The sequence below is a fragment of the Pseudomonas sp. NPDC089734 genome (genome assembly GCF_044748865.1).
In the GTDB taxonomy this organism is placed as follows: Bacteria; Pseudomonadota; Gammaproteobacteria; order Pseudomonadales; family Pseudomonadaceae; genus Aquipseudomonas.
The window spans coordinates 99,534-123,370 of the sequence record NZ_JBIVGV010000014.1 but is presented as its reverse complement, the minus strand read 5'-3'; the positions used below and the strand labels follow the sequence as shown (position 1 = coordinate 123,370).

The following is a 23,837-nucleotide window of genomic DNA, read 5'->3' as shown; positions in this document are numbered from 1 at the left end:
CATCCAGATCAGGTTGTTGTGGTTATGTCGATTACGTTACGTCTGGCGGTCATCTCTCTTGCCGCGTTGCTGGGTGCTTGTGCCAGCTCGCCGTCTCCTCAGCCCCGGGTGGTTCAACGTCCGGTGCTTTCTGCTCCCCCCCAGATTCTTTCTCAGGCCGCTGAAGATGTACTGTTCCGTGCGCTTGGGCTGGTGGGTACGCCTTATCGCTGGGGCGGTAATACGCCTGACTCGGGGTTCGATTGCAGTGGCCTGATCGGTTACGTCTATCGTGATGCGGCCGGTATTTCTCTGCCGCGCTCTACGCGGGACATGATCGTGATGGGCGTTCCGAATGTCGGGCGCGAGCAATTGCAGTCCGGCGATCTGGTGTTCTTCGCCACCTCCGGCGGCTCGCAGGTTTCCCATGCGGGCATCTATGTCGGGGAAGGGCGTTTCGTCCATGCGCCTGCCACGGGTGGCACGGTGAAGCTGGACAGCCTGGACAAGCCGTATTGGCAAAAGGCCTACCTCAACGCCAAGCGCGTCATCCAGCCCTCGAATCTGGCACAGAACGCACAGCTGCAATAACCTGCCGGGGATCCAGGCTGTGTAGGAGCGAATTTATTCGCGAGAAGCCCGTAAAGCTGAAGAAAATCTATAGCCTTCAATGACGTTTCGCGAATACATTCGCTTCTACGGTGCTGTTCGATGAGGGCTCAATCCTGCCGTGTCGATTGACGCTCCCACCCCAACCCTCTACCCTTCGCGGTTTGTTTCAGGTGCTTTGCAATCCTCGATTGGCAAAGTGAAACAGGGAAGCCGGTGAGGACGTTCTTTAGGTTCTGTACGAAAAGTCGGCGAGCGAAGGTCAGGCAAGGCAAAAAACGGCGAGGAAGCGGAGTTGACTGGTTGTCAATGAGCATTCTGAGCCGGTTTTTAACGCCGCCTGACCGAGCGCAGCCACTTTACGTACAAAACCTAACGCCGATCCCGGCGCTGCCCCCGCAACGGTAAATGAGTCAAGGCTGCGCTCGATGCCACTGTGTCTGTCAACACGGGAAGGCGCGCAGTGAAGGCAGATGCCTGCTCATGAGCCCGGAGACCGGCCTGATCCACTCAACAGCATCACGGCGGGCGATGCTCTGCGCAGGGCCTTGCCGTGCTGTCCAGTGCTGTCCTTCCGTCTGCTTTCGCGTGCCCTCGAGCGGAGAGCTGAGATGAACGAATCCCCCGAACGTGACGAACGCCATCTGGCGCGCATGCAGCGCAAGAAGGCGGTAATGGATGAGCGCATTGCCAGCGCTCCCAATGAATGTGGCCTGTTGCTGGTCCTGACCGGCAACGGCAAGGGCAAGAGCAGCTCGGCATTCGGTATGCTGGCCCGGGCCATGGGGCATGACATGCAGTGTGGCGTGGTGCAGTTCATCAAGGGCCGCAACAGCACCGGAGAAGAACTGTTCTTCCGGCGTTTTCCCGAGCAGGTGCGTTACCACGTGATGGGCGAGGGTTTCACCTGGGAAACCCAGGACCGCCAGCGCGATATCGCCGCTGCCGAAGCCGCCTGGGAGGTTTCCCGTGAAATGCTGCGCGACCCGAGCATTGGCCTGGTGATTCTCGATGAGCTGAATATCGCCCTCAAGCACGGTTATCTGGATCTGGAGCAGGTACTGACCGACCTGCAGGCCCGCCCGCCCATGCAACATGTGGTGATCACTGGCCGTGGCGCCAAACCCGAATTGATCGACCTGTCCGACACCGTTTCCGAAATCGGCGTGGTCAAACATGCCTTCCAGGCTGGCATTCGTGCGCAGAAAGGCATTGAGTTGTGAGTAACCCCGTATGAGAGCGCCGCGTCATTGCCCGGCAGTATTGATTGCCGCGCCCGCGTCCGGGCAGGGCAAGACCACGGTCACCGCAGCGCTGGCACGCCTGCACCGCAATCAGGGCCGCAAGGTCCGGGTCTTCAAGTGCGGGCCGGATTTTCTGGACCCGATGATTCTGGAGCGGGCCAGCGGTGCGCCGGTGTATCAGCTGGACCTGTGGATGGTGGGCGCCGATGAAAGTCGCCGTCTACTGTGGGAAGCGGCTGGCGAAGCGGACCTGATCCTGATTGAAGGCGTAATGGGGCTGTTCGACGGCACGCCCTCCAGTGCCGATCTGGCGCGTCACTTCGGTGTGCCGGTCCTGGGCGTGATCGATGGCAAGGCCATGGCTCAGACGTTCGGGGCCATGGCGCTGGGGCTGGCACGTTATCAGCCCGATCTGCCGTTTGCCGGCGTGTTGGCCAATCGTGTCGGCACTGTGCGTCATGCGCAGCTGCTGGAAGGCAGCCTGACCGAAGGCTTGCGCTGGTATGGCGCGCTCTCCCGTGAAACCGGTATTGAGTTGCCCAGTCGCCACCTGGGGCTGGTACAGGCCAGCGAACTCAATGATCTGGACCTGCGTCTGGATGCGGCTGCCGATGCCTTGGCCAGCACCTGCGAAGTGGCATTGCCACCCGCCGTGATGTTCAACGCACCGGACCCGGTGCCGGTCGAGCCCTTGCTGGCTGGCGTGCGTATCGCGGTGGCCCGTGACGAAGCCTTTGCCTTTACCTATGGCGCAAGCCTTGATCTGCTGAGGTCCATGGGCGCGCAGCTGTCGTTTTTTTCGCCGATCCGCGATAGCCGGTTGCCCGAAGCCGACAGCCTGTATCTACCGGGTGGTTATCCCGAGCTGCACCATGTTGCGCTGGCTGAAAACGCGCCGATGCTGGCGGCGATTCGTGCCCATCATCAGGCGGGTAAACCGATTCTGGCCGAGTGCGGCGGCATGTTGTACCTGCTCGACGGCCTGACCGATGTCGAGGGCAAACGTGCTGGGCTTGTGGGGTTGCTGAGCGGTGAGGCTGTGATGCAGAGCCGTCTGGCGGCGCTGGCCTTGCAGGCGGTCGAGCTGCCTGAAGGTTTGCTGCGCGGTCATACCTATCACCACTCCCTGACCAGCACGGCGTTGCAACCCATTGCCCGTGGCGTCAGCCCCAATGGCGGGCGAGGCGCAGAGGCGGTGTACCGTGAGGGGCGTCTGACGGCTTCTTACGTGCATTTCTATTTCCCTTCCAATCCTCAAGCGGTTGCGGCGCTGTTCACACCATGACCGATCAAGCGTTCAGCCCTCAGGAGCGGGAAGCGGTATACCGTGCGATTGCCGAGCGTCGCGACATGCGCCACTTCACCGGTGGCACGGTTGCGCCGGAATTGCTGGCGCGTTTGCTGGAGGCTGCCCATCAGGCCCCCAGCGTCGGTCTGATGCAGCCCTGGCGCTTCATTCGCATCAGCGACCCGGCGTTGCGGGCGAAAATGCAGCAGCAGGTGGAAGAAGAGCGGATACGCACTGCCGAAGCCCTGGGCGAGCGAGCCGATGAATTCATGAAGCTCAAGGTCGAAGGCATCAGCGACTGCGCCGAAGTGCTGGTGGCGGCGCTGATGGACGATCGAGAGAAGCATATTTTCGGCAGGCGGACATTGCCGGAAATGGACATGGCGTCCTTGTCCTGTGCCATTCAGAACCTGTGGCTGGCCTCGCGTGCCGAAGGATTGGGCATGGGCTGGGTATCGTTGTTCGACCCGGTGGAACTGGCCAGCCTGCTAGGGATGCCTGCCGGGGCCAAGCCGCTGGCGATTCTGTGCCTGGGGCCGGTCAAGGAATTTTATCCGGCGCCCATGCTGGTGCTGGAGGGCTGGGCACAGGCCCGGCCTCTCAATGAGTTGCTGTACGAGAATCAATGGGGAGTGAGTCAATGAGTGTGGCGCTGTTGAGCGTTGCCGGGGTGGCGCTGGATGCGCTGCTGGGCGAGCCGAAACGTTCGCATCCGCTGGTGGCATTCGGCCGTTTGGCGGACCGCATCGAACAGCGTTTCAACTCGGGCGGCCGTGGCTGGCGCAGTCATGGGGTGACGGCCTGGTTTCTGGCCGTGGTGCCCTTGACCCTGTTGGCGACGATCCTGAGCTGGTTGCCGTATATCGGCTGGCTGGTGGAAATTCTGGCCCTGTATTGTGCGCTGGGTCTGCGCAGCCTGGGGGAGCATGTCGAGCCTGTCGCTCAGGCCCTGCGCTCGGATGATCTGGAGGAGGCGCGGCGACGGGTCGGTTATCTGGTCAGCCGTCAGACCAGCGAGCTGGATGAGACCGAAGTGGCGCGGGCTGCCACCGAGTCGGTGCTGGAGAACGGCAGTGATGCGGTGTTTGCCGCTCTGTTCTGGTTTGCCGTGGCGGGCGCGCCCGGCGTGGTGCTGTACCGGTTGAGCAATACGCTGGATGCCATGTGGGGTTATCGCAACGAGCGTTTCGAGCGTTTCGGCTGGGCAGCGGCGCGAATCGACGACCTTCTCAACTATATTCCTGCTCGTCTGGTGGCCTTGACCTACGCCGTTCTGGGCAAGACCCGACTGGCCTTGCGCTGCTGGCGCACGCAGGGGCCGACCTGGGACAGCCCCAATGCCGGTCCGGTGATGGCGGCTGGCGCGGGAGCTCTGGGTGTCGAGCTGGGTGGCGCTGCCATTTATCACGGTGAGCTGCATCAGCGCCCGCCACTGGGTGAAGGTACGCCGGCCGATGCCGGATCGATCGACCGTGGCTGGCAACTGGTGCAACGAGGGGTCTGGTTGTGGTTGCTGGTCTTGTGTGTCGGAGCTGAATTCTATGCTTGAGCACGGTGGCCGCCTGCGGGCGGCAGCGCAGCATTACGGTATCGATCGGGCGGACTGGCTGGACCTTTCCACAGGCATCGCGCCCTGGGCATGGTCGATTCCCGAGATTCCCTTGCAGGCCTGGGCGCGTTTGCCGGAAGTCGATGATGGTCTGGAAGCGGCCGCCTGTGCCTATTACGGCGTACCTCGTGTGCTGCCGGTGCCGGGTTCGCAGGCGGCGATCCAGGCCCTGCCTCGGGTGCGCAGCGCCTGCAAGGTCGGGGTGCTGTCGCCCTGTTATGCCGAGCATGCCCATGCCTGGCGCAAGAGCGGGTTTCTGGTGCGAGAGGTGCTGGAACATGAAGTGGAATACTTCCTGGACAGCCTCGATGTGTTGGTGGTCGTCAACCCGAATAACCCTACGGGGTTGCACCTGACGACAGAGCGTCTGCTGGAATGGCATACCCGTCTGGCCGAGCGCGGTGGCTGGCTGGTGGTCGACGAAGCCTTCATGGACAACACGCCGGCCCTGAGTCTGGCGGCTGAAACCTGGCGTATCGGCCTGATCGTACTGCGTTCGTTCGGCAAGTTCTTCGGGCTGGCCGGTGTGAGGCTGGGCTTTGTACTGGCCGAGCCGGGGTTGCTCAAGTCGCTGGCGCGTGAGATCGGGCCCTGGGCGGTCAGTGGACCGACAAGAATGCTCGGGCAAATATGCCTGAGCGATCTGGAAGGGCAGGCCCGTCAGCGTCTGCGCTGCGAACAGGCCAGTCAGCGGCTGCTGGCATTGCTGGGCAAGTACGACCTGAATCCTCGGGGTGGCTGTGCGCTGTTCCAGTGGGTGGTCACGGAGCAGGCGCAGGCACTTCATGAATTCTGTGCCCGGCGGGGTGTGTTGCTGCGCCTGTTTGCCGGCGACGGTCCGGATTCCAGTGTGCGCTTCGGCTTGCCGCATGAAGAGGCCGATTGGGTGCGACTGGAACATGTACTGCTTGAATACCGCAAGGAAACCCCATGACCACGTTGATGGTGCAAGGCACGACTTCCGATGCCGGCAAGAGCACGCTGGTAACGGCCCTTTGCCGCTGGCTGACGCGGCAGGGTGTCAAGGTGGTGCCCTTCAAACCGCAGAACATGGCGCTCAACAGCGCCGTAACGGCCGACGGTGGGGAAATCGGTCGTGCCCAGGCGGTGCAGGCCCAGGCATGCGGGCTTGAGCCCCACACCGACATGAATCCGGTGCTGCTCAAGCCCAACAGCGATACCGGTGCACAGGTCATCATTCATGGCCGTGCCGTCACTACCATGAATGCCGTGGCGTATCACGGCTACAAGGAAATCGCCATGCAGGCGGTGCTGGCGTCGCACCAGCGGCTTGGGGCAACGTATCCGGTGATCATGGTCGAAGGGGCCGGTTCGCCCGCGGAGATCAATCTGCGGGCGAACGACATCGCCAACATGGGCTTTGCCGAGGCCGTGGATTGCCCGGTGCTGCTGGTGGCCGACATCAATCGCGGCGGGGTGTTCGCGCATCTGGTCGGTACGCTGGAGTTGCTGTCGCCCAGCGAACAGGCCCGGGTCAAAGGTTTTGTGATCAACCGGTTTCGTGGTGATATTGCCTTGCTGCAACCGGGGCTGGACTGGCTGGAAGCCCGCACCGGCAAGCCCGTGGTGGGGGTTTTGCCTTATGTCATGGACTTGCATCTGGAGGCCGAGGATGGGCTGGACCGACGCCAGACTGACAAGGCCGAGCAGGTTCTGAATGTGGTGGTGCCGGTGCTGCCGCGCATCAGCAATCACACCGATTTCGACCCGTTGCGCCTGCATCCGCAGGTCAATCTGCAATTTGTCGGCCCCGGCCAGCCTGTGCCGCCAGCCGACCTGATCATCCTGCCGGGCTCGAAAAGCGTGCGCAGCGACCTGGCGTATCTGCGTGCCAATGGCTGGGAGACCGCCATTGCCCGGCATCTGCGCTATGGCGGCAAGCTGCTGGGTATTTGTGGCGGCCTGCAAATGCTGGGTCAGCAGGTGCATGACCCATTGGGGCTGGAAGGCGCGGCAGGTTCCAGCCCGGGCTTTGGGCTGCTGGACATGAGCACCGAGCTGGAAGCCGAGAAGCAATTGTGTAATGTGCGCGGCCGTCTGGCACTGGAGAATGCCGAAGTCTGTGGCTATGAAATCCATGCGGGTGTGACCCGTGGTACTGCGTTGGAAAGTGCCGCGGTGCATCTGGACGATGGTCGTTGTGACGGCGCACAGAGCGCGGATGGGCAGGTTCTTGGCACGTACCTGCACGGTCTGTTCGAGTCGCCAGCGGCTTGCAGCGCTCTGTTGCGCTGGGCCGGTTTGCAGGATGTGCAACAGGTCGACTATCACGGCCTGCGTGAGCGGGATATCGAGCGTCTGGCCGATCTGGTGGAAAAGCATCTCGATGGTGCGCTGCTGCGTGAGCTGTGCGGTCTGGAGAAGAATTGAATGCGGCAATTGATCCTCGGCGGTGCCCGCTCCGGTAAAAGCCGTCTGGCCGAACGGCTGGCGACGGAATCGAACCTTGATGTCATTTACGTCGCTACCAGCCAGCCGCTGGACGGCGAGATGAATCAACGCGTGGCCACCCATCGCCAGCGTCGCCCCGACACCTGGGGCCTGATCGAGGAGCCGGTCGAACTGGCGCGTGTGCTGAAGGAAAACGCTGCGGTCGGGCATTGTCTGCTGGTGGATTGCCTGACGCTGTGGCTGACCAACCTGCTGATGCTCGACGACCCTGAACGTTTGTCCCGGGAGCGCGATACGCTGCTGGAATGCCTGGGCGACCTGCCGGGCGAAATCATTTTTGTCAGCAATGAAACCGGTCTTGGCGTCGTACCGATGGGGGAGTTGACCCGTCGTTATGTCGATGAAGCCGGTTTGTTGCATCAGGCCATTGCCGAGCGTTGTCAGCGTGTCGTGCTGACGGTGGCTGGCTTGCCCCTGACCTTGAAAGGAACCGCATTATGAGTAATTCCTGGTGGCTCACGCCTGCCCGGGCCGTTGATGTGCCCATGCGCGAAGCTGCGCTGGCTCGTCAGCAGCAACTGACCAAGCCGGCCGGGTCGCTGGCCCAGCTCGAGCGTCTGGCCGTTCAGCTTGCAGGCCTGCAAGGTCGCGTCAAGCCGCGTGCCGATCAGTTGTGGATTGCGATTTTTGCCGGTGATCACGGTGTCGTGGCGGAGGGCGTGTCGGCTTATCCGCAGGCCGTGACCGGGCAGATGCTGCACAACTTCGTCAACGGCGGTGCTGCGATCAGCGTGCTGGCCCGACAGTTATCGGCGCAACTGGACGTGGTGGACCTGGGCACTGTGTCACCGGTGGACTTTCCCGGCGTGCGTCATGTGCGTATCGGTGCCGGCACCGCCAATTTCTCTCAGGGTCCGGCCATGACGGTCGAGCAAGGCCTGGCGGCGATGCAGGCAGGACGCGACAGTGTATTGCGCGCCAAGGCTGCGGGCAGTGAACTGTTCATCGGTGGCGAGATGGGGATCGGCAATACCACGGCAGCCAGTGCGGTTGCGTGTTCATTGCTGGAATGTTCCGCTCAGTTGCTGGTGGGGCCGGGGACCGGCCTGAATGCCGAGGGCGTCCAGCACAAGACTCAGGTCATCGAGCGCGCTCTGGCCCTGCACGCCGAGCAGGCGGGCGACCCGTTGCAAAGCCTGTTCTGCCTGGGCGGTTTCGAGATCGCGGCATTGGTGGGGGCCTATCTGGCCTGTGCGCAGGAAGGCATCGCCGTTCTGGTCGATGGCTTCATTTGCAGCGTGGCGGCCTTGGTCGCTGTGCGTTTGAATCCGTCTTGCCGCGACTGGCTGCTGTTCGGGCATCGTGGGGCCGAGCCGGGGCATCGCCATCTGCTTGAATGTTTGCAGGCCGAGCCGTTGCTGGATCTGGGGCTGCGTCTGGGTGAAGGCAGTGGTGCTGCCCTGGCCGTGCCGCTGGTGCGTCTGGCCTGTGAGCTGCACAACGGCATGGCGACCTTTGCCGAAGCCGCCGTAGCGGATCGCCCGGCATGACGTTGCGCCTTGACCTGCTGCGCCATGGCGAAACCGAACTGGGTGGCGGCATGCGCGGCAGTCTGGACGATGCCTTGACCGAGGCCGGTTGGGAGCAGATGCGGGCGGCGGTTGCGCAAGCCGGGCCGTGGACCCGCATCGTCAGCTCGCCCTTGCAGCGTTGTGCCCGCTTCGCCGAAGAGCTGGCTGGCAAGTTGGGGCTGCCGATGAATCTGGAGCCTGATCTGCAGGAGCTGCATTTCGGCGACTGGGAAGGTCACAGCGCCGCACAGCTGATGGAAACCGATGCTGAAGGTCTGGGGTTGTTCTGGGAAGACCCCTACGCTTTCACGCCACCCAATGGCGAGCGGGTCGTGGACTTTTCGGCACGCGTGCTGGCAGCCGTGGAGTGTTTGTATCAACGCCATGCCGGTGAGCGGGTGTTGCTGGTCAGTCATGGGGGCGTGATGCGCCTCTTGCTGGCTCAGGCGCGGGGCCTGCCTCGCGAGCAACTGTTGCAGGTCGTGGTCGGCCATGGGGCGTTGCTGAGTATCAATGTCGGCGCCGGCGGCGTGTTGACGGAGGCCTGACATGTTGCCGTTCTGGATCGCCCTGCAATTTCTCAGCAGTCTGCCGATTCGTCTGCCCGGCATGCCGGAGCCGTCGGCATTGGGTCGCTCGCTGTTGTTCTATCCGTTGGTGGGCGTGCTGTTCGGCGTATTGCTGATGGCCTTGAATAGCGTGCTTGGCGGTGTGCCGCTCATGTTGCATGCGGCGCTGCTGCTGACGGCCTGGGTGTTGCTCAGCGGTGGATTGCACCTTGATGGCCTGGCCGACAGTGCCGATGCCTGGCTGGGGGGCTTTGGCGACCGCGAGCGAACCCTGAGCATCATGAAAGACCCGCGCAGTGGACCCATCGCAGTGGTCACGCTGGTACTGGTCCTGTTGCTCAAGTTCACCGCGATCCTGGCCTTGATCGAAAGCCATGACAGCGTTGCGCTGTTACTGGCTCCGGTGATCGGGCGCAGTGCCATGCTGGGGTTGTTTCTGACGACTCCGTATGTGCGGGCCGGTGGATTGGGGCAGGCGCTGGCTGACCATTTGCCACGCCGGGATGCACGGATCGTGCTGTTGCTCAGTGCTGTTGCCTGTGTGCTGCTGGCCGGGTGGGCCGGGTTGATTGCCGTGATGGTGGCCGCAGGCTGTTTCTTCTACCTGCGCCTATTGATGCTGCGCCGACTGGGCGGCACGACCGGCGACACGGCCGGAGCGCTGCTGGAACTGCTGGAAGTGGCGGTGTTGCTGGCGTTCGCAATCACCCTGTAGGAGCGAATTCATTCGCGAGACGTCATTGAGGGCTATCGATTTTCTTTAGCTTCAACGGGCCTCTCGCGAATAAATTCGCTCCTACAGAAGGGCTGGCTCTGTATTTCCTTCATTGACAGGGTCGGCCAGCGAGGCGTAATTTCCTGTTTCAATTATTTGCGGGCATATCCACGCAAATCTTGCTCATCGAGCCACAGGGAGAATAAGAAGAATGACATCGGTATGGCGTACCAGTGGCTGGATTCTGTTGGGCAGTGCGTTGATTCTTGCCCTTTCTCTTGGCACGCGGCATGGCTTCGGCCTGTTTCTGGCACCCATGAGTGCTGATTTTGGCTGGGGGCGTGAAGTCTTCGCCTTTGCCATCGCCCTGCAAAACCTGATGTGGGGGCTGGCGCAGCCGTTTGCCGGTGCGTTGGCGGATCGCTTCGGTGCGGCGAAGGTGGTGTTCGTCGGTGGTGTGCTTTATGCCGTGGGCCTGGTGTTCATGAGCATGGCCGATTCACCGGCAAGCCTGTCCTTGAGTGCCGGGATCCTGATCGGTATCGGCCTGTCCGGGACGTCCTTCTCGGTCATTCTCGGGGTTGTAGGGCGCGCCTTGCCGGCCGAGAAGCGCAGCATGGGAATGGGGATTGCCAGTGCGGCAGGTTCGTTCGGCCAATTCGCCATGTTGCCCGGTACCCTGGGTTTGATTGGCGGGCTGGGCTGGTCCGGTGCCTTGCTGGTGCTTGGCGGGATGGTCGCGCTGATTCTGCCGCTGGTCGGCATGCTCAAGGACCGTCCGGCATCGTCTCCGGGCAATGAACAAACCCTGCGTGAAGCCTTGCACGAAGCCTGTTCGCACTCCGGGTTCTGGCTGCTGGCGCTGGGCTTTTTCGTCTGTGGTTTCCAGGTGGTGTTCATCGGCGTTCATTTGCCCGCCTATCTGGTGGACCAGCATCTGCCAGCCAAGGTCGGAACCACCGTGCTGGCCTTGATCGGGCTGTTCAATATCTTCGGGACTTATACCGCAGGCTGGCTGGGCGGTCGGCTGTCCAAGCCAAGGCTGTTGAGCTCTCTCTATCTGTTGCGTGGCGTGGTGATTGTGCTGTTTCTGTGGGCTCCGCTGAGCGAGACAACCGCGTATCTGTTTGGCGTGGCGATGGGGCTTCTGTGGCTGTCGACAGTCCCCTTGACCAACGGAACGGTCGCGACGCTGTTCGGGGTGCGCAACCTGTCGATGCTGGGCGGTATTGTTTTCCTGTTCCATCAACTGGGTGCCTTTCTCGGCGGCTGGCTGGGCGGGCTCGTGTATGACCACACCGGGAGCTACGACTTGATCTGGCAGATCTCCATCCTGCTTAGCGTGATGGCTGCTGCCTTGAACTGGCCTGTGCGTGAACGGCCGGTGGCCCGGTTGCAACCTCAAGGAGAGGCGGCGTGAACAGGCCATGGCCTTTGTTGGCGGCCATCGTGACGGGGGCGTCGGTATTGGCGCTGCTCTGGTGGGCCTGGCAGCAGGTCGGGCTGGCAGCCTTGCAGTTGGGGCTGGGTGCCTGTTGAGTGCAGGCTCGGCAAAGAGTAGCGTGTGACCTGAAAAGCACAGTAGGGATGCCTTGATGAAACGATTCTGGATGTCTGTCCCCGTTCTCTTGCTCAGCATGGGCAGCGCTGCCATGGCGGCCGACTGTCCACCTTTGCTACAGGGTGAGTTGCCCAAGCTGCGGGCGAAGGAAAACATCGATCTTTGCCAGCGTTTTGCCGGTAAACCGCTGGTGGTGGTCAACACCGCGAGCTTTTGTGGCTTTGCTCCGCAGTTCAAGGGGCTGGAAGAGCTGAACCAGCGCTACAAGGCGCAGGGGCTTGAAGTGCTCGGCGTGCCGTCCAATGATTTCAAACAGGAGTCCAGGGATGGCGAAGAAACGGCCAAGGTCTGCTATGTGAACTATGGCGTGACCTTCACCATGACCGAGCCGCAGCCGGTTCGGGGTGATGACGCCACTCATCTGTTCAAGGTGCTGGCCGAGCAGAGCAATCCGCCGCGCTGGAATTTCTATAAATACGTGGTCGATCGCCAGGGCAAGGTGGTCGCCAGTTTCTCCAGCATGACCAAGCCTGACGATCCCGACTTGATCGCGGCCATCGAAAAGGCCATCGCTTCAAAGCCATGACCGATATGAAAAAGCCCGCGTTCATCACTGAGCGCGGGCTTTTTCATGGTTGTCAGGCAGGCTTTTCAGCGTGCCCGACAGGGATCAGAAGCGATAGGTCAGCGACGTACCGATACCGTGGGCGCTGTTCTTGTAGTCAGCGCTGTAGGCACCTTTGGAGGTACTGAAGTTGCGAATCTTGGCTTCGTCTTCCCACAGGTACGAATAGGCGACATCGATGGTGATCGCATCGCTCGGGCTCCAGCCAGCGCCGAAGCTGATGATCTGACGATCACCGGTCGGAATGCGTGGAGAACGGTTCACGTTGTTGGTCGGCGACTGATCGACGGAGTAGCCTGTGCGCAAGGTCCATTCCTTGTTGACCTTGTACGAGGCACCGATGGCGTGAGCCCAGGTGTCATGCCAGTTCTGCTCTTCGGAAATGCGGCCGATGGCCCCGTTCGAGCCGCCGAGGGCTGTAGGAACACCACTGTTGGTGACGGTGATGTCCTCCAGGCGGCTCCAGCGTGTCCAGGTGCTGCCGGCGTAGACGGTCCAGTTTTCGTCCAGTTTCTGAGTGATGGAGAAGTCCACCGACTCAGGAGTGCTGATATCCAGCGAGGCGTCGTACTTGTTGCCGCTGAAGATGCTGAAGCTTGTGCCTTCGATCTTGGTCTTGCCTTCGAGCTTGTAGTCGACCTTCGAGTGGTAGGTCAGGCCCAGGCGAGTGGTGTCGGTGGCCTGGACCAGAATGCCGACGTTGAAGCCCAGTGCGGTATCGTCACCCTTGATCTTGACCTTGCCGTCGTTGGTGCCTAGCGAGCCGGCGTTCAGGGTCGAAGAGGTCAGTTCACCTTCGATACGGTTGATGGTCGGGCCGAAGCCGATGGAAACCTTGTCGTTGAAGGCGTAGCTGACGGTTGGCTGGAAGGTGACAACCTGTACGTGGCTCTTGTCGGCCCAGTAGCGACCCGAGAAGCCGCTTTCATAGTCGGTGACCAGGCCGAAGGGGACATAGACGCCCAGGCCCACGGCCCAGTGATCGTCGATGGGTTTGACGTAGTAGCCCATCGGTACGCCGACCACAGGCACCATGTCGCCGTCATTGCTGCCGCCGAAAGTGCTGCGACCGTTATCGATATCGGTCTTGGCAATGATGGCTGCTGCGCCAATGCTGACTTGTTCGCGCTTGAGCAGGGACATGCCGGCCGGGTTGCCGAACACGGTGCTGGCATCTTCGGCAGAAGAGGAGCGGCCCGCGAAGCCGGTACCCATGCCGCTGATGCTTTGTTCGTTGATGGCGAAGCCGGAGGCGAGAAGTTGCGAAGAGGCCAGGCTAATGGCCAGACCAAGTGTTGTCCTGTGGATTGCTTTTGTCGTTATTCTCATTATTAGAACTCCTTGTTGATCACGGGTGGGAAATTACCAACATTTTAAGTGGTGCGCTATAGCCTGAAGAGGCCGGTTTAGAGCTATTTTTGTAGGACAATCCAGTCAGGTTCAGAGGTTTTCCCGGAAGTTCATTTTTCCTGGCTCAGGCCTGCTGCGATAAATAAAGAGGCGCGACGCACGAATGCCAGGCGGTGACAAAATCCCGCAGGCGTCCCTGGGGCTGAAATATCTGCCGCCAGATTCTGGCCATGGCCAGTGCATCGTCTTCAGTGGGAAGTGTGCTGGTCTGGGCTTCGATCATCAGCCAGGCAATGGCCGTGGAGTAACGCAGGTTGACGGTCAGTTCCAGATGGGGGCCGCTCAGGAAGGCATGCTGGCTGGCAAGGCCCCGCACGCGGCTGGCGAGCTCCGGGTCCAGTGCCAGATAGGTGTCCCAGAGTTGTCGGTGTCGAAGTGCCGGGATTTGATACAGGCCATGTCCGCGTCGGCTGTCCAGTGCATCGCCCAGAGATGACTGGCTGGCGGCGATCCCCAATAGCAGCGATTCGGCACAGGTGTTGTGACGATCCAGGTAGACCAGGGTGGGGCGAATGACGTGACGACACAATTCTATGGCTGCAATACCCATAAGACAGTCAGCTCGCAAAATAATGGCCAGCGAACCCTAATGCGTGGCAGCGGTGAATCGGATCGGGTCCGCTGGAAGCGGCCCTGAGCCGCTCGAGTTGAAGTGTAGTCTCATATTCAGGATGTAAAATTATGTTTTTACATCGTTTCTGGTCATGGTCCCGATCCGATAGATCGGTTCGCAATTAATGTGCGTCTGGAAGGTACGGTGGAGAGGTATGACGCCCCGCCCTGAAGGGGCGGGGTTGGGCGGGCTTCAGGCATTCAACGCCAGGCGGGTTCGCTCGATCACGGCCTGCAGCGGCGCGGCGCTGGAGTACTGGTCGGGATAGAGGCGTTCGCTGTGGCGGGCGATGCCATGCTCGTTGACGACGGTGAAACTGAAAGAGCCTTTGCGGGCCGCCAGTATCAGGCAGTCCATGGGGGCGAAGGCGTGGGTAAGGGTGCGGATGGCATCCCGGGTCTGGATGTGAGTGGTCATGATTGAAGGTGTTTCCTGAAACGGCACGGATCAATACCGTGCATCAATAACGATTCCAGTAAACGCGGGCCGGCTTGGGATTCAAGGTGTGGCTAAGCGAAGAACCTGACTGGAACAAGGCAGTCAGTTGAAGCGCACTTTATCGTATGGCGCCTGGGCTGACAGGTAGGTACTCAGGAGGGCAGGCAACACAACGGGAGCAAAGGTTCGACGCTCGGGGTGCAGATCCTGATCAATTGCAGGCTGGTCAATGCAGATCATGATTACGCGTGGCCCGTTCAACTGCCGGGTTGTATTGCGTAGCGCATGCTTTTAACCATCGAGATGGTCGATTTCTTGTAACCGGCATCGCTTTCATGTGAAGAAAGGGCTGTTACATAGGTTTGTCGACCGGAATTGATTTTCAGCTTGGTACTAACGGCGCGCATCCTAATGGAACATTCGGTGAATGGGAAGGGGAATATTCAAATAAATTTCCATGCAGACGAGGCTTTCAATCTGTCGGCGTACCTTCATTTGTGCACATTAGCGGCACTAGCTGCCACATCACTGTCACATACGAGCCTAAGAGTTTGATTTCCTGTAGTGAATTATTAAGTCAATGAAAAACATCGATTTTTTTATTGGTGAAAAAATCGTCAGTTTAAGCGCAGCCCCCATTCCATCTACGTTTGCGGGGGTTAAAGGGGGGTTGTCCACTGAGTTATCCACAGCTTCTGTGGATTGTCCCGTTCTCAAGACCGGCGGTGGGCAGGGTTTATCTTGCACAGAAAGAGAGTAGAGTGATGTCCCCCCGATTTTCCCCCGCAATGCCTATCATGCCTTTCTTGAGTCGCCATCCCGGTTGCAGAGTCTTTCGTAAACATTTTGTGCGCACTGCCTCAGGCAATGAGCCGACATGCATGGAGTCGTTATGGCCTTGGACATGAACAGCCTGTTGCTGGGGCTGGGTGCGGCGGCATTGCCGCTGCTGGCGTTAGTCTGGCAATTGCAACGGCGAATGAGCCGTCTGAAAGCGGACACGGCTTTGCTGGACGAGCGCTTGAGCATGGCGCAGTTGGCACAGGACGGTCTGAACGCTCAACTGGATGCCAGCCGGGACGAGATCAGTGATCTGAGCCAGGCGAATGCAGCCAGGCAGGCCGATCTGGCCGCTGTGCGTCGAGAAGTGGAGCTGTTGCGCCAGGAATGCGATAACAGCCGCGATGCGGCCCATGCCTGGAATATCGAACGCGCCGGGAAGGAAGCCGAGCTGCGTCGTCTCGATGCCCAATGCGCGGCGGTGAGCGCCGAGTTACGCGAGCAGCAGGAGAGCCATCAGCAGCGGCTGAACGACCTTCAAGGGGCGCGTGACGAGTTGCGTGCGCAGTTTGCCGAATTGGCGGGCAGGATTTTCGACGAGCGCGAGCAGCGGTTTGCCAAAACCAGCCAGCAGCAGCTCGGGCAATTGCTCGATCCGTTGAAGGAACGCATCCAGTCATTCGAGAAGCGTGTCGAAGAAAGCTACCAGAACGAAGCCCGCGAACGTTTTTCCCTGGGCAAGGAGCTGGAGCGCCTGCAGCAGTTGAACCTGCGTCTGAGCGACGAGGCGACCAACCTGACCCGGGCGCTCAAGGGGCAGAAAACCCAGGGTAACTGGGGGGAGCTGATTCTGGAGCGGGTGCTGGAACACGCGGGCCTCGAAAAGGGGCGTGAATACCAGACGCAAGTGAGCCTCAAGGGGCCGGACGGTGAGCGTTTTCAGCCTGATGTGCTGATCATGCTGCCCGGCGACAAGCAGGTGGTCGTGGATGCCAAGGTCAGCCTGACGGCTTATCAGCAATATGTATCGGCAGGTGACGAGGTGATCGGTCAGGCCGCCTTGAAGCAGCACGTGCTGTCCTTGCGTAATCACGTCAAAGGCCTGTCCGGCAAGGACTACAAACGGCTGGAAGGGTTGCACAGCCTGGATTTCGTCCTGCTGTTCGTGCCCATCGAGGCGGCGTTTTCGGCAGCCTTGCAGGCTGAGCCGAATCTGTTTCAGGAGGCGTTCGACCGCCATATCGTGATTGTCAGTCCGACGACGTTGCTGGCCACCTTGCGGGTCATCGACAGCCTGTGGCGGCAGGAACGCCAGAGCCAGAATGCCCGGGAGATTGCAGAGCGGGCCGGTTGGCTGTACGACAAGTTCGTGCTGTTCATTCAGGATCTGGATGAAATCGGCGCTCGCCTGCAGCAACTGGACAAGGCGTATGCCTCGGCGCGCAACAAGTTGACGGAAGGGCGCGGTAATCTGGTCAGTCGCAGTGAACAGCTCAAATTGCTGGGGGCTCGTGCCAGTAAAAGTCTGCCTGCCGACCTGCTTGAGCGTGCGATGACCGATGAAGACGGGCTGATGCGTCTGCCTGAGTAGTGGGCTCAACGGTCAGCCAAAACCGTCTGTCGCAAAGGCTGGAAGGAAAGGCCCGGAGATGTCACATTGCTGCCATCCGGAAAAATGTTTTCCGCGAGACTCGGCTAAATGAAAACTTGCTTCTATGATCAGTATTAGCGGCCTGCATATGCCGGTTGCCTGGTTTTTCCCTCAAGGGGGCGTATATGAACAGCAAATTGCAAGAATGGCTCCATGATCTTGGCGTTGCACTGGGGTTGATCGAGCGGCCCAAGTTGCAACCGATTCCTGTGCGCGCCGAGGATGAGCGTCGCCGTCCACGTCGGTGAGTCACTGACTGACCGCGACCTGTCATCAGTGCAGGCGCTCACCTGTTCGGGACGCAAGGCCGCGTCCCGTTATCTGCATTCAACTGCCTTAGCCTTCTTTTGCTGCCGTATTTTACTCGGCGCGCTCCTGATTACGGCTTCTGCATCAGCACAATCAGATCCACCACCATCGGCAATGAAAGATGCTCGGGGCGATGGATTGCGCGCTCCTTTATGAAGTCGGGAAAGTCGAAGCCGAACTCTTGCTCCAGTCGTCCGAACAGCGCGTTGATATCGTCTTCGTCCAGAACGAGAGCCTTGAAGGTGACATCGTCGTCGAGGCGGGACTTGTCCACCAGGATAACGCCCAGCGCATCGAGTACCCTCTGGTTGATTTCCTCGCGATTCATGAAAACCCCAAGCCTCAATCTGTTCGGGATCAAGCAGGGGAACCGCGTATGGACCAGCCCTGTTCGTTCTCAGGCTAGCTCAAGTTTATCCATGCTCCGGACGGGACGACGGGTGCCCGGCTTCAGGGAAGATGGCGGTATCGGCTAGACTGTGCACCCTGTTTGTCCCGTTGTTGCGCTTTTATTCGTGAAACCTTGTCCAGACTTTCCGTGATCTGCTCAAGACACTGCTCTGATCCGTCCTGAGGAGAGAACCATGTCCCGTGTCCGTTGCGAGCGCTGCCTGCGCCCCGGCAACCACTGTCTGTGTGCCTTGATTCCACAATTGGACAGCCGCACGCGAGTGCTGGTGTTGCAGCATCCCAGTGAGGTCAATCACGCCCTGAATACGGCACGGCTGGCGGCGTTGGGGCTGGTCAACGCGCAGTTGGTGGTCGGCGAGGTGTTTGACGATCTGGAAACCTTGCTGAACCCGCCCGGCTATCAGGCGCGTCTGTTGTTTCCGGGAGAGGAGGCGCAGGTGCTGACGCCTTATACCGGTCAGGATGTCCCGACGTTACTGGTGGTTCCGGACGGCACCTGGCGCAAGGCGCGAAAGCTGCTTCACCTCAATCCGTTGCTGACCACCTTGCCCAGGGTGATGTTGGGGGCCGTTCCGGTTTCGCGCTATCGCTTGCGCAAGGCTCCCGGACCGGATGCCCTTTCGACCCTGGAAGCGATTACCCATGCCTTGCAGGCGCTTGAGCCCGAGTGTTCGTTTTCCGCGCTGTTGCGGCCTTTCGATGCCTTGATCGAGGGGCAGATCGAGGCGATGGGGGATGAGACGTATCGGCGTAATCACGGTCGATGACACAATTTGGGGCGTTATATGTGTGCAGCTGTATCTGTGAGTGCGACAAATCTGTGCCTAGACTGACGATTCTGTTTTATCTGATCTGGGACGACCGATGCACATTTCCTCCGGCCGCTGGTTGTATGGCCTCTCTCTTGCGCTGCTGACCGCCTTTCTCTGGGGCATTCTGCCCGTCAAGCTCAAGCAGGTGTTGCAAGTGATGGACCCGGTGACGGTGACCTGGTTCAGGCTGCTGGTTTCCGGTGTCATGCTGTTCATATGGCTGGCCGCGACCCGTCGTCTGCCGGGCTTCAAGGTCCTGGGGACCAAAGGCAAGATGCTGGTGGTTCTGGCGGTGTTCGGGCTGGTCGGCAACTATGTGCTGTATCTGGTCGGGCTGCGGCTGCTGACGCCGGGCACCACTCAGTTGATGATTCAGTTCGGGCCGATCCTGCTGTTGTTCGGCAGCATCTTTCTGTTCAAGGAGCGATTCAGTCTTGGGCAGGGCATGGGCCTGACGGTGTTGATGGTCGGCTTTGGCCTGTTCTTCAATGACCGTCTGGTGGAGCTGTTCACTTCCCTGAGCGATTACACCCTGGGCGTTCTGATCGCTTTTCTGGCGGCGGTGTCCTGGGCTTTCTATGGCATGAGCCAGAAGCAATTGCTGACGGTGTGGAATTCAGTGCAGGTCATGATGGTGATCTACCTGTTCTGCGCGCTGTTGATCACACCCTGGGCGCATCCGATGCAGGCCTTGCAGTTGAGTCCCTTGCAGGGGTGGTTGTTACTGGCCTGTTGCCTGAACACGCTGGTGGCCTATGGTGCCTTTGCCGAGGCTCTGGTTCATTGGGAAGCCTCGCGTGTCAGTGCAACCCTGGCGTTGACGCCTCTGGTGACGATGCTCTCGGTCGCTGTTGCTGCCTGGCTGTGGCCGGATTATGTACAGCGTGAGGAAATCAATGCGCTGGGCTATGGGGGGGCCGTGCTGGTGGTGACCGGTTCGGCGCTGACCGCCCTGGGTCCCTCGTTGATGGCTGGCTTGAAGGCCCGTAGGCAGCGACTGGCCGGAGCGTAGGAGCGAATTCATTCGCGAAGGGTACAGGGCTGAATGCCGTTTTCGCGGATGAATCCGCTCCTACGGTTTCAGCGTTTGCCTAGCTGCACGGCCTGCCGAATCCATTGCTGGCGCTGTTCTTCGGTGGAGGTGCGGACCGGTGCAAACTCGGTCAGGCGTTTGTTCTTGATGCCGCAGAAAGCCAGGATCGTTCTTGTCATCTGCCGATGTGCCGGTGCGCCGTAGATCCAGTGAAAGTAGCGCGGCGGGGTGTCCAGGGTGACCAGCAGCTCGGACGTCTTGCCCTTGAGCAGTTCGTTCGAGGGATGCCGGCGACCATGGGCCTTGAACGCAAAACCGGGCATGAAAGCCCGGTCGAAGAAGCCGCTCAGCAGGGCAGGCAGGCCGCCCCAGCAAACGGGATAGATGAAGACCAGATGCTCGGCCCAGTGAATCTGACGCTGGGCTTCGAGCAGGTCATGCTCCAGGTTCTGGCTCTGTTCATAACCATGGTGCAGGATCGGGTCGAACGTCAGCTCGCTGAGCTTGAGTGTTCTCACCACATGGCCTTCGCTGCGTGCCCCCTGCAAGTAGGCATCACCCAGGGCATGGCAGAAGCTGATGGTCTTCGGGGTTCCGTAAACCATCAGGATTCGTTTTCCGCTGCCTTCCAGAGGTGTTGCGCCACTTTTGGGGTCAGCCATTGCTTCCCGCCTCCAGCATCTTTTCCGGTCGCACCCAGGCGTCGAATTGTTCGTCGGTGAGGAAACCCAGTGCCAGTGCGGCTTCGCGTAGGGTCAGCCCTTCGCTGTAAGCCTTTTTGGCGATCAGGGCCGACTTGTCGTAGCCGATGTGCGGGTTGAGTGCCGTCACCAGCATCAGGCCGCGCTCCAGGTGCTCGGCCATTTTCTCGCTGTCGGGCTCCATGCCCGAGATGCAGTGTTCGTTGAAATTGCGACAGCCATCGGCCAGCAACCGGATCGATTGCAGCACGTTGTGGATGATGACCGGTTTGTAGACATTCAATTGCAGATGACCCTGGCTGGCGGCGAAACCGATGGTCACATCATTGCCCATGACCTGGCAGGCCAGCATCGACAGGGCTTCGCACTGGGTCGGGTTGACCTTGCCCGGCATGATCGAACTGCCGGGCTCGTTGGCGGGCAGCCTGACTTCCGCCAGGCCGGCGCGGGGACCGGAACCCAGCAGGCGCAGGTCGTTGGCAATCTTCATCAGCGCGACGGCCAGGGTCTTGAGCGCACCGGACAAGGCCGTCAATGGCTCGTGGCCTGCCAGCGCGGCGAATTTATTGGGGGCTGTTGTGAAGGGCAGGCCGGACAGGGCCGCCAGCTCTGCCGCCACCGCCTCGGCAAAACCTTTGGGAGCGTTCAGGCCGGTGCCCACCGCGGTTCCCCCCTGAGCCAGCTCGAACACGGCGGGCAGGGCGGCACGGATGGCTTTCTGTGCATAGTCCAGCTGTGCGACAAAGCCCGAGAGTTCCTGGCCGAAGGTGATCGGCGTGGCATCCATCATGTGGGTGCGGCCGGTCTTCACCAGTCTGATATGCCGGGCTGACTGCTCGGAGAGCCCGTTGGACAGTTCGGCGATGGCGGGCAACAGTTGCTCCTTGATCGCCTGTGCCGCCGCGATGTGCATGGCGGTGGGGAAGCAGTCGTTGGAGCTTTGCGAACGGTTGACGTGATCGTTCGGGTGAACGGGCGTCTTGCCGCCACGTCCCTGGCCGGCCAGTTCGTTGGCGCGACCGGCAATCACTTCGTTGACGTTCATGTTGCTTTGCGTGCCGCTGCCGGTCTGCCAGACCACCAGTGGAAACTGGGTGTCATGCTGGCCGGCGAGCACTTCGTCGGCGGCCTGTTCGATGAGCCGGGCGATATCGGCCGGGAGGTCGCCATTGCGGTCGTTGACCCGGGCGGCGGCTTTCTTGATCAGTGTCAGGGCGTGCAGCACGGGCAGCGGCATGGACTGATCGCCAATGGCAAAGTTGATCAGCGACCGCTGCGTTTGCGCACCCCAGTAGGCGTCTTCCGGGACTTCGATCGGACCAATGCTGTCGGTTTCGGTACGGCTCACGGGGCATACTCCTTCAAGGTGCGTGAGGGGTTAGGTACTTATAGCAGGGCAGGGTTCCCGTGCTGGCGGGTTTTTGACCACTGGGTGAACCGGGGGTTGAGCCGAAACCGGACATGGGCGCAGAATGGTCGGCCTTGGGGTAATGCCTCGTTTGTCAGATTAAGGAAATTCGATGACCCGTCTTCGTGCCATCTGTACTGCGGTAGCCCTGGTCTGTGCCAGCGGCCAGGTTCTCGCCGACACCGCCAGTCATAATGCCAGTGCCGAAACGTTCCTCAAGCTTGCCAATGCTGACAAGCTGGGTACTCCGGTCTACGCACAGGTTCAGCAGATGTTTGCCCAGCGTTTCGCCGAAACCAAGGCACCCGCGTCGAAGAGGCCCTTGCTGGACACCTACCAGGCCAAGGCCAACACCGCTCTGAATCAGGCCATCGGCTGGGACAAGCTCAAGCCGGACATGATCAAGCTCTACACCGCCAACTTCACCGAGAGCGAGTTGAAGGATCTGATCGTGTTCTACCAGTCTCCACTGGGCAAGAAAGTGATGACCAAGATGCCTGAAATGGCTCAGCAATCGGCCCAGCTGACCCAGAACAAACTGGAAAGCGCAGTGCCGGTGGTCAACAAGCTGCTCGCCGACATGACCGCCGAGCTGGAACCCGCCAAAGCCGCAGCCCCGGCTGCTACCAAGAAACCCTGACAGGTCCGCTCCATCATGACCATGCAACAACGAATCGAGTCGACGCTGGCCTTGCTTCAACCCGAACATCTGCAAGTGATCGACGAGAGCCACATGCACAGCCGGGGGCAGGAGACGCATTACAAGGCCATTCTGGTCAGCGATCAGTTCCAGGGCCTGAACTCGGTCAAGCGTCATCAGAAAGTCTACGGAACCCTGGGCAGCCTCATGGGCGAATTCCATGCACTGGCGCTGCATACCTATACGCCTGACGAATGGGCAAAGGTCGGCGCGGCACCGGCCTCGCCCACCTGCGCCGGCGGTCACTGACTGGATTGCGTCCGGTTCCACTCGCAAGGGCGGCTTTCATCGGCCGCCCCTGTGCGACTTAATATCCTGATGTCTGACTGACACCTGTTTTGCTAGAATCCGCACCGCGCCGCCTGGCCGGTGCGTTTTCGTTTCCATTTTTGATCCGGTAGGCCCTTTGCGAGGGTCACCACCTGGAGAGCTACATGACCCAAGAGCCGATGACTCAGCCGATCGTCGTGGCTGCGCTATACAAATTCGTCACCCTCAGCGATTACGTTGCCCTGCGCGAGCCCCTGTTGCAGGCGATGCTCGATAACGGCATCAAGGGCACCCTGCTCATCGCTGAAGAAGGCATCAACGGCACGGTTTCCGGCAGTCGCGAAGGCATCGATGGCCTGCTGGCCTGGTTGCGCAGCGATGCACGTCTGGTCGATATCGACCACAAGGAATCGTACTGCGACGAGCAGCCGTTCTATCGCACCAAGGTCAAGCTCAAGAAAGAGATCGTGACCCTGGGCGTCGAAGGCGTGGACCCCAACAAGAGCGTCGGCACCTATGTCGAACCCAAGGACTGGAACGCGCTGATCACCGACCCTGAAGTGCTGTTGATCGATACCCGTAACGATTACGAGGTGTCCATCGGTACCTTCGAGGGCGCCATCGACCCCAAGACCACCACGTTCCGCGAGTTTCCCGAGTACATCAAGGAGCACTTCGATCCGGCCGTCCACAAGAAGGTCGCGATGTTCTGCACCGGCGGCATTCGCTGCGAAAAGGCATCGAGCTACATGCTGGGCGAGGGCTTCGAGGAGGTCTATCACCTCAAGGGCGGCATTCTCAAATACCTTGAGGAAGTGCCTCAGGAAGAGAGTCAGTGGCGTGGCGAGTGCTTCGTCTTCGATAACCGTGTCACGGTACGTCACGACCTGAGCGAAGGGGACTACGATCAGTGTCATGCCTGTCGTACACCCATCAGCGCCGAAGATCGTGCCAGCGAGCATTACACGCCCGGCATCAGTTGCCCGCATTGCTGGAACACCCTTAGCGAAAAGACCCGCCGCAGCGCGATTGACCGGCAAAAGCAGATCGAGCTGGCAAAGGCTCGCAACCAGCCGCATCCGATCGGTCATAACTACCGTCTGCAATCCGAGGCTTGAG

At 60.4% G+C, this 23,837-nt stretch carries 27 protein-coding genes and 1 riboswitch; of the genes, 21 read left to right on the top strand and 6 right to left on the bottom strand.

Annotated features, from left to right (window positions below; genetic code table 11):
* The first annotated feature begins 24 nt into the window (after positions 1 to 24).
* From ACIPY9_RS18030 to ACIPY9_RS17965, 14 genes are all read left to right on the top strand, one after another.
* Positions 25 to 570, top strand: coding sequence for a C40 family peptidase (locus ACIPY9_RS18030; RefSeq protein ID WP_400704211.1), 546 nt, complete (start codon positions 25 to 27; stop codon positions 568 to 570).
* A 172-nt stretch (positions 571 to 742) separates the two neighbouring features.
* A riboswitch (cobalamin riboswitch) is annotated at positions 743 to 1,108 on the top strand.
* Between the two features lie 91 nt (positions 1,109 to 1,199).
* A complete protein-coding gene (gene cobO, locus ACIPY9_RS18025) occupies positions 1,200 to 1,811 on the top strand; it encodes a cob(I)yrinic acid a,c-diamide adenosyltransferase (RefSeq protein ID WP_400704208.1) in 612 nt (203 codons plus the stop codon).
* Positions 1,812 to 1,821: 10 nt separating this feature from the next.
* Entirely contained in the window at positions 1,822 to 3,117 is a 1,296-nt protein-coding gene (locus ACIPY9_RS18020) for a cobyrinate a,c-diamide synthase (RefSeq protein WP_400704205.1), read from the top strand.
* The gene (gene bluB / locus ACIPY9_RS18015; RefSeq protein ID WP_400704202.1) at positions 3,114 to 3,764 is read left to right on the top strand and encodes a 5,6-dimethylbenzimidazole synthase; all 651 of its coding nucleotides are present in this window, start codon (positions 3,114 to 3,116) and stop codon (positions 3,762 to 3,764) included. The genes ACIPY9_RS18020 and bluB overlap by 4 nt, the downstream gene beginning before the upstream one ends.
* Complete coding sequence (gene cbiB, locus ACIPY9_RS18010; RefSeq protein WP_400704199.1) at positions 3,761 to 4,669, top strand: adenosylcobinamide-phosphate synthase CbiB; 909 nt, start codon at positions 3,761 to 3,763, stop codon at positions 4,667 to 4,669. The genes bluB and cbiB overlap by 4 nt, the downstream gene beginning before the upstream one ends.
* Positions 4,662 to 5,663 (top strand): threonine-phosphate decarboxylase CobD, encoded by a 1,002-nt coding sequence (gene cobD / locus ACIPY9_RS18005; protein WP_400704196.1) that lies wholly within the window; start codon positions 4,662 to 4,664, stop codon positions 5,661 to 5,663. The genes cbiB and cobD overlap by 8 nt, the downstream gene beginning before the upstream one ends.
* Positions 5,660 to 7,120, top strand: coding sequence for a cobyric acid synthase (locus tag ACIPY9_RS18000; protein ID WP_400704193.1), 1,461 nt, complete (start codon positions 5,660 to 5,662; stop codon positions 7,118 to 7,120). The genes cobD and ACIPY9_RS18000 overlap by 4 nt, the downstream gene beginning before the upstream one ends.
* Positions 7,121 to 7,642, top strand: a complete 522-nt coding sequence (gene cobU / locus ACIPY9_RS17995; protein ID WP_400704190.1) for a bifunctional adenosylcobinamide kinase/adenosylcobinamide-phosphate guanylyltransferase — start codon at positions 7,121 to 7,123, stop codon at positions 7,640 to 7,642.
* A complete protein-coding gene (cobT, locus tag ACIPY9_RS17990) occupies positions 7,639 to 8,691 on the top strand; it encodes a nicotinate-nucleotide--dimethylbenzimidazole phosphoribosyltransferase (RefSeq protein ID WP_400704187.1) in 1,053 nt (350 codons plus the stop codon). The genes cobU and cobT overlap by 4 nt, the downstream gene beginning before the upstream one ends.
* Positions 8,688 to 9,260, top strand: a complete 573-nt coding sequence (gene cobC, locus ACIPY9_RS17985; protein ID WP_400704184.1) for an alpha-ribazole phosphatase family protein — start codon at positions 8,688 to 8,690, stop codon at positions 9,258 to 9,260. The genes cobT and cobC overlap by 4 nt, the downstream gene beginning before the upstream one ends.
* A 1-nt stretch (position 9,261) precedes the next feature.
* Complete coding sequence (locus ACIPY9_RS17980; protein WP_400704181.1) at positions 9,262 to 9,996, top strand: adenosylcobinamide-GDP ribazoletransferase; 735 nt, start codon at positions 9,262 to 9,264, stop codon at positions 9,994 to 9,996.
* 211 nt (positions 9,997 to 10,207) lie between these two features.
* A complete protein-coding gene (locus ACIPY9_RS17975) occupies positions 10,208 to 11,416 on the top strand; it encodes an MFS transporter (protein ID WP_400704178.1) in 1,209 nt (402 codons plus the stop codon).
* Positions 11,413 to 11,535, top strand: coding sequence for a hypothetical protein (locus ACIPY9_RS17970; protein WP_400704175.1), 123 nt, complete (start codon positions 11,413 to 11,415; stop codon positions 11,533 to 11,535). The genes ACIPY9_RS17975 and ACIPY9_RS17970 overlap by 4 nt, the downstream gene beginning before the upstream one ends.
* A gap of 56 nt (positions 11,536 to 11,591) precedes the next feature.
* Positions 11,592 to 12,143, top strand: coding sequence for a glutathione peroxidase (locus ACIPY9_RS17965; RefSeq protein WP_400704172.1), 552 nt, complete (start codon positions 11,592 to 11,594; stop codon positions 12,141 to 12,143).
* 84 nt (positions 12,144 to 12,227) lie between these two features.
* Here the strand turns inward: ACIPY9_RS17965 and ACIPY9_RS17960 are convergent, their stop codons facing one another.
* From ACIPY9_RS17960 to ACIPY9_RS17950, 3 genes are all read right to left on the bottom strand, one after another.
* Positions 12,228 to 13,511, bottom strand: coding sequence for an OmpP1/FadL family transporter (locus ACIPY9_RS17960; protein WP_400704169.1), 1,284 nt, complete (start codon positions 13,509 to 13,511; stop codon positions 12,228 to 12,230).
* Between the two features lie 145 nt (positions 13,512 to 13,656).
* Entirely contained in the window at positions 13,657 to 14,142 is a 486-nt protein-coding gene (locus ACIPY9_RS17955) for a hypothetical protein (protein ID WP_400704166.1), read from the bottom strand.
* Positions 14,143 to 14,397: 255 nt separating this feature from the next.
* A complete protein-coding gene (locus tag ACIPY9_RS17950; protein WP_400704164.1) occupies positions 14,398 to 14,622 on the bottom strand; it encodes a hypothetical protein in 225 nt (74 codons plus the stop codon).
* A 1,027-nt stretch (positions 14,623 to 15,649) separates the two neighbouring features.
* On the opposite strand from ACIPY9_RS17950, the gene rmuC reads away from it, so the two are divergent.
* Entirely contained in the window at positions 15,650 to 17,014 is a 1,365-nt protein-coding gene (gene rmuC / locus ACIPY9_RS17945; protein ID WP_400704309.1) for a DNA recombination protein RmuC, read from the top strand.
* Positions 17,015 to 17,199: 185 nt separating this feature from the next.
* The gene (locus ACIPY9_RS17940) at positions 17,200 to 17,322 is read left to right on the top strand and encodes a PA1414 family protein (RefSeq protein WP_400704161.1); all 123 of its coding nucleotides are present in this window, start codon (positions 17,200 to 17,202) and stop codon (positions 17,320 to 17,322) included.
* A 131-nt stretch (positions 17,323 to 17,453) separates the two neighbouring features.
* Here the strand turns inward: ACIPY9_RS17940 and ACIPY9_RS17935 are convergent, their stop codons facing one another.
* Entirely contained in the window at positions 17,454 to 17,711 is a 258-nt protein-coding gene (locus ACIPY9_RS17935; protein WP_400704158.1) for a hypothetical protein, read from the bottom strand.
* A 256-nt stretch (positions 17,712 to 17,967) separates the two neighbouring features.
* Here ACIPY9_RS17935 and ACIPY9_RS17930 point away from each other — a divergent pair, with 256 nt between their 5' ends.
* Complete coding sequence (locus tag ACIPY9_RS17930; protein ID WP_400704155.1) at positions 17,968 to 18,561, top strand: tRNA-uridine aminocarboxypropyltransferase; 594 nt, start codon at positions 17,968 to 17,970, stop codon at positions 18,559 to 18,561.
* 97 nt (positions 18,562 to 18,658) lie between these two features.
* Positions 18,659 to 19,618, top strand: coding sequence for a DMT family transporter (locus ACIPY9_RS17925; RefSeq protein WP_400704152.1), 960 nt, complete (start codon positions 18,659 to 18,661; stop codon positions 19,616 to 19,618).
* A gap of 68 nt (positions 19,619 to 19,686) precedes the next feature.
* On the opposite strand, the gene ACIPY9_RS17920 is transcribed toward ACIPY9_RS17925, so the two are convergent.
* Together ACIPY9_RS17920 and ACIPY9_RS17915 are read right to left on the bottom strand one after the other, a co-directional pair.
* A complete protein-coding gene (locus tag ACIPY9_RS17920) occupies positions 19,687 to 20,301 on the bottom strand; it encodes an NAD(P)H-dependent oxidoreductase (protein ID WP_400704149.1) in 615 nt (204 codons plus the stop codon).
* Positions 20,294 to 21,688, bottom strand: a complete 1,395-nt coding sequence (locus ACIPY9_RS17915; RefSeq protein ID WP_400704146.1) for a class II fumarate hydratase — start codon at positions 21,686 to 21,688, stop codon at positions 20,294 to 20,296. The genes ACIPY9_RS17920 and ACIPY9_RS17915 overlap by 8 nt, the downstream gene beginning before the upstream one ends.
* Before the next feature lie 172 nt (positions 21,689 to 21,860).
* Between ACIPY9_RS17915 and ACIPY9_RS17910 the strand changes: the two genes are divergently transcribed.
* The 3 genes from ACIPY9_RS17910 to ACIPY9_RS17900 all read left to right on the top strand — a co-directional run bounded on the left by ACIPY9_RS17910 (position 21,861) and on the right by ACIPY9_RS17900 (position 23,836).
* Positions 21,861 to 22,388 (top strand): DUF2059 domain-containing protein, encoded by a 528-nt coding sequence (locus ACIPY9_RS17910; RefSeq protein ID WP_400704143.1) that lies wholly within the window; start codon positions 21,861 to 21,863, stop codon positions 22,386 to 22,388.
* A 15-nt stretch (positions 22,389 to 22,403) separates the two neighbouring features.
* On the top strand, positions 22,404 to 22,697 hold the full coding sequence (locus ACIPY9_RS17905) for a BolA family protein (RefSeq protein ID WP_400704140.1): 294 nt from the start codon (positions 22,404 to 22,406) through the stop codon (positions 22,695 to 22,697).
* 185 nt (positions 22,698 to 22,882) lie between these two features.
* Positions 22,883 to 23,836: a rhodanese-related sulfurtransferase gene (locus ACIPY9_RS17900; protein ID WP_400704137.1), complete on the top strand. Its 954-nt coding sequence runs from the start codon at positions 22,883 to 22,885 to the stop codon at positions 23,834 to 23,836.
* Position 23,837: the final 1 nt, after the last annotated feature.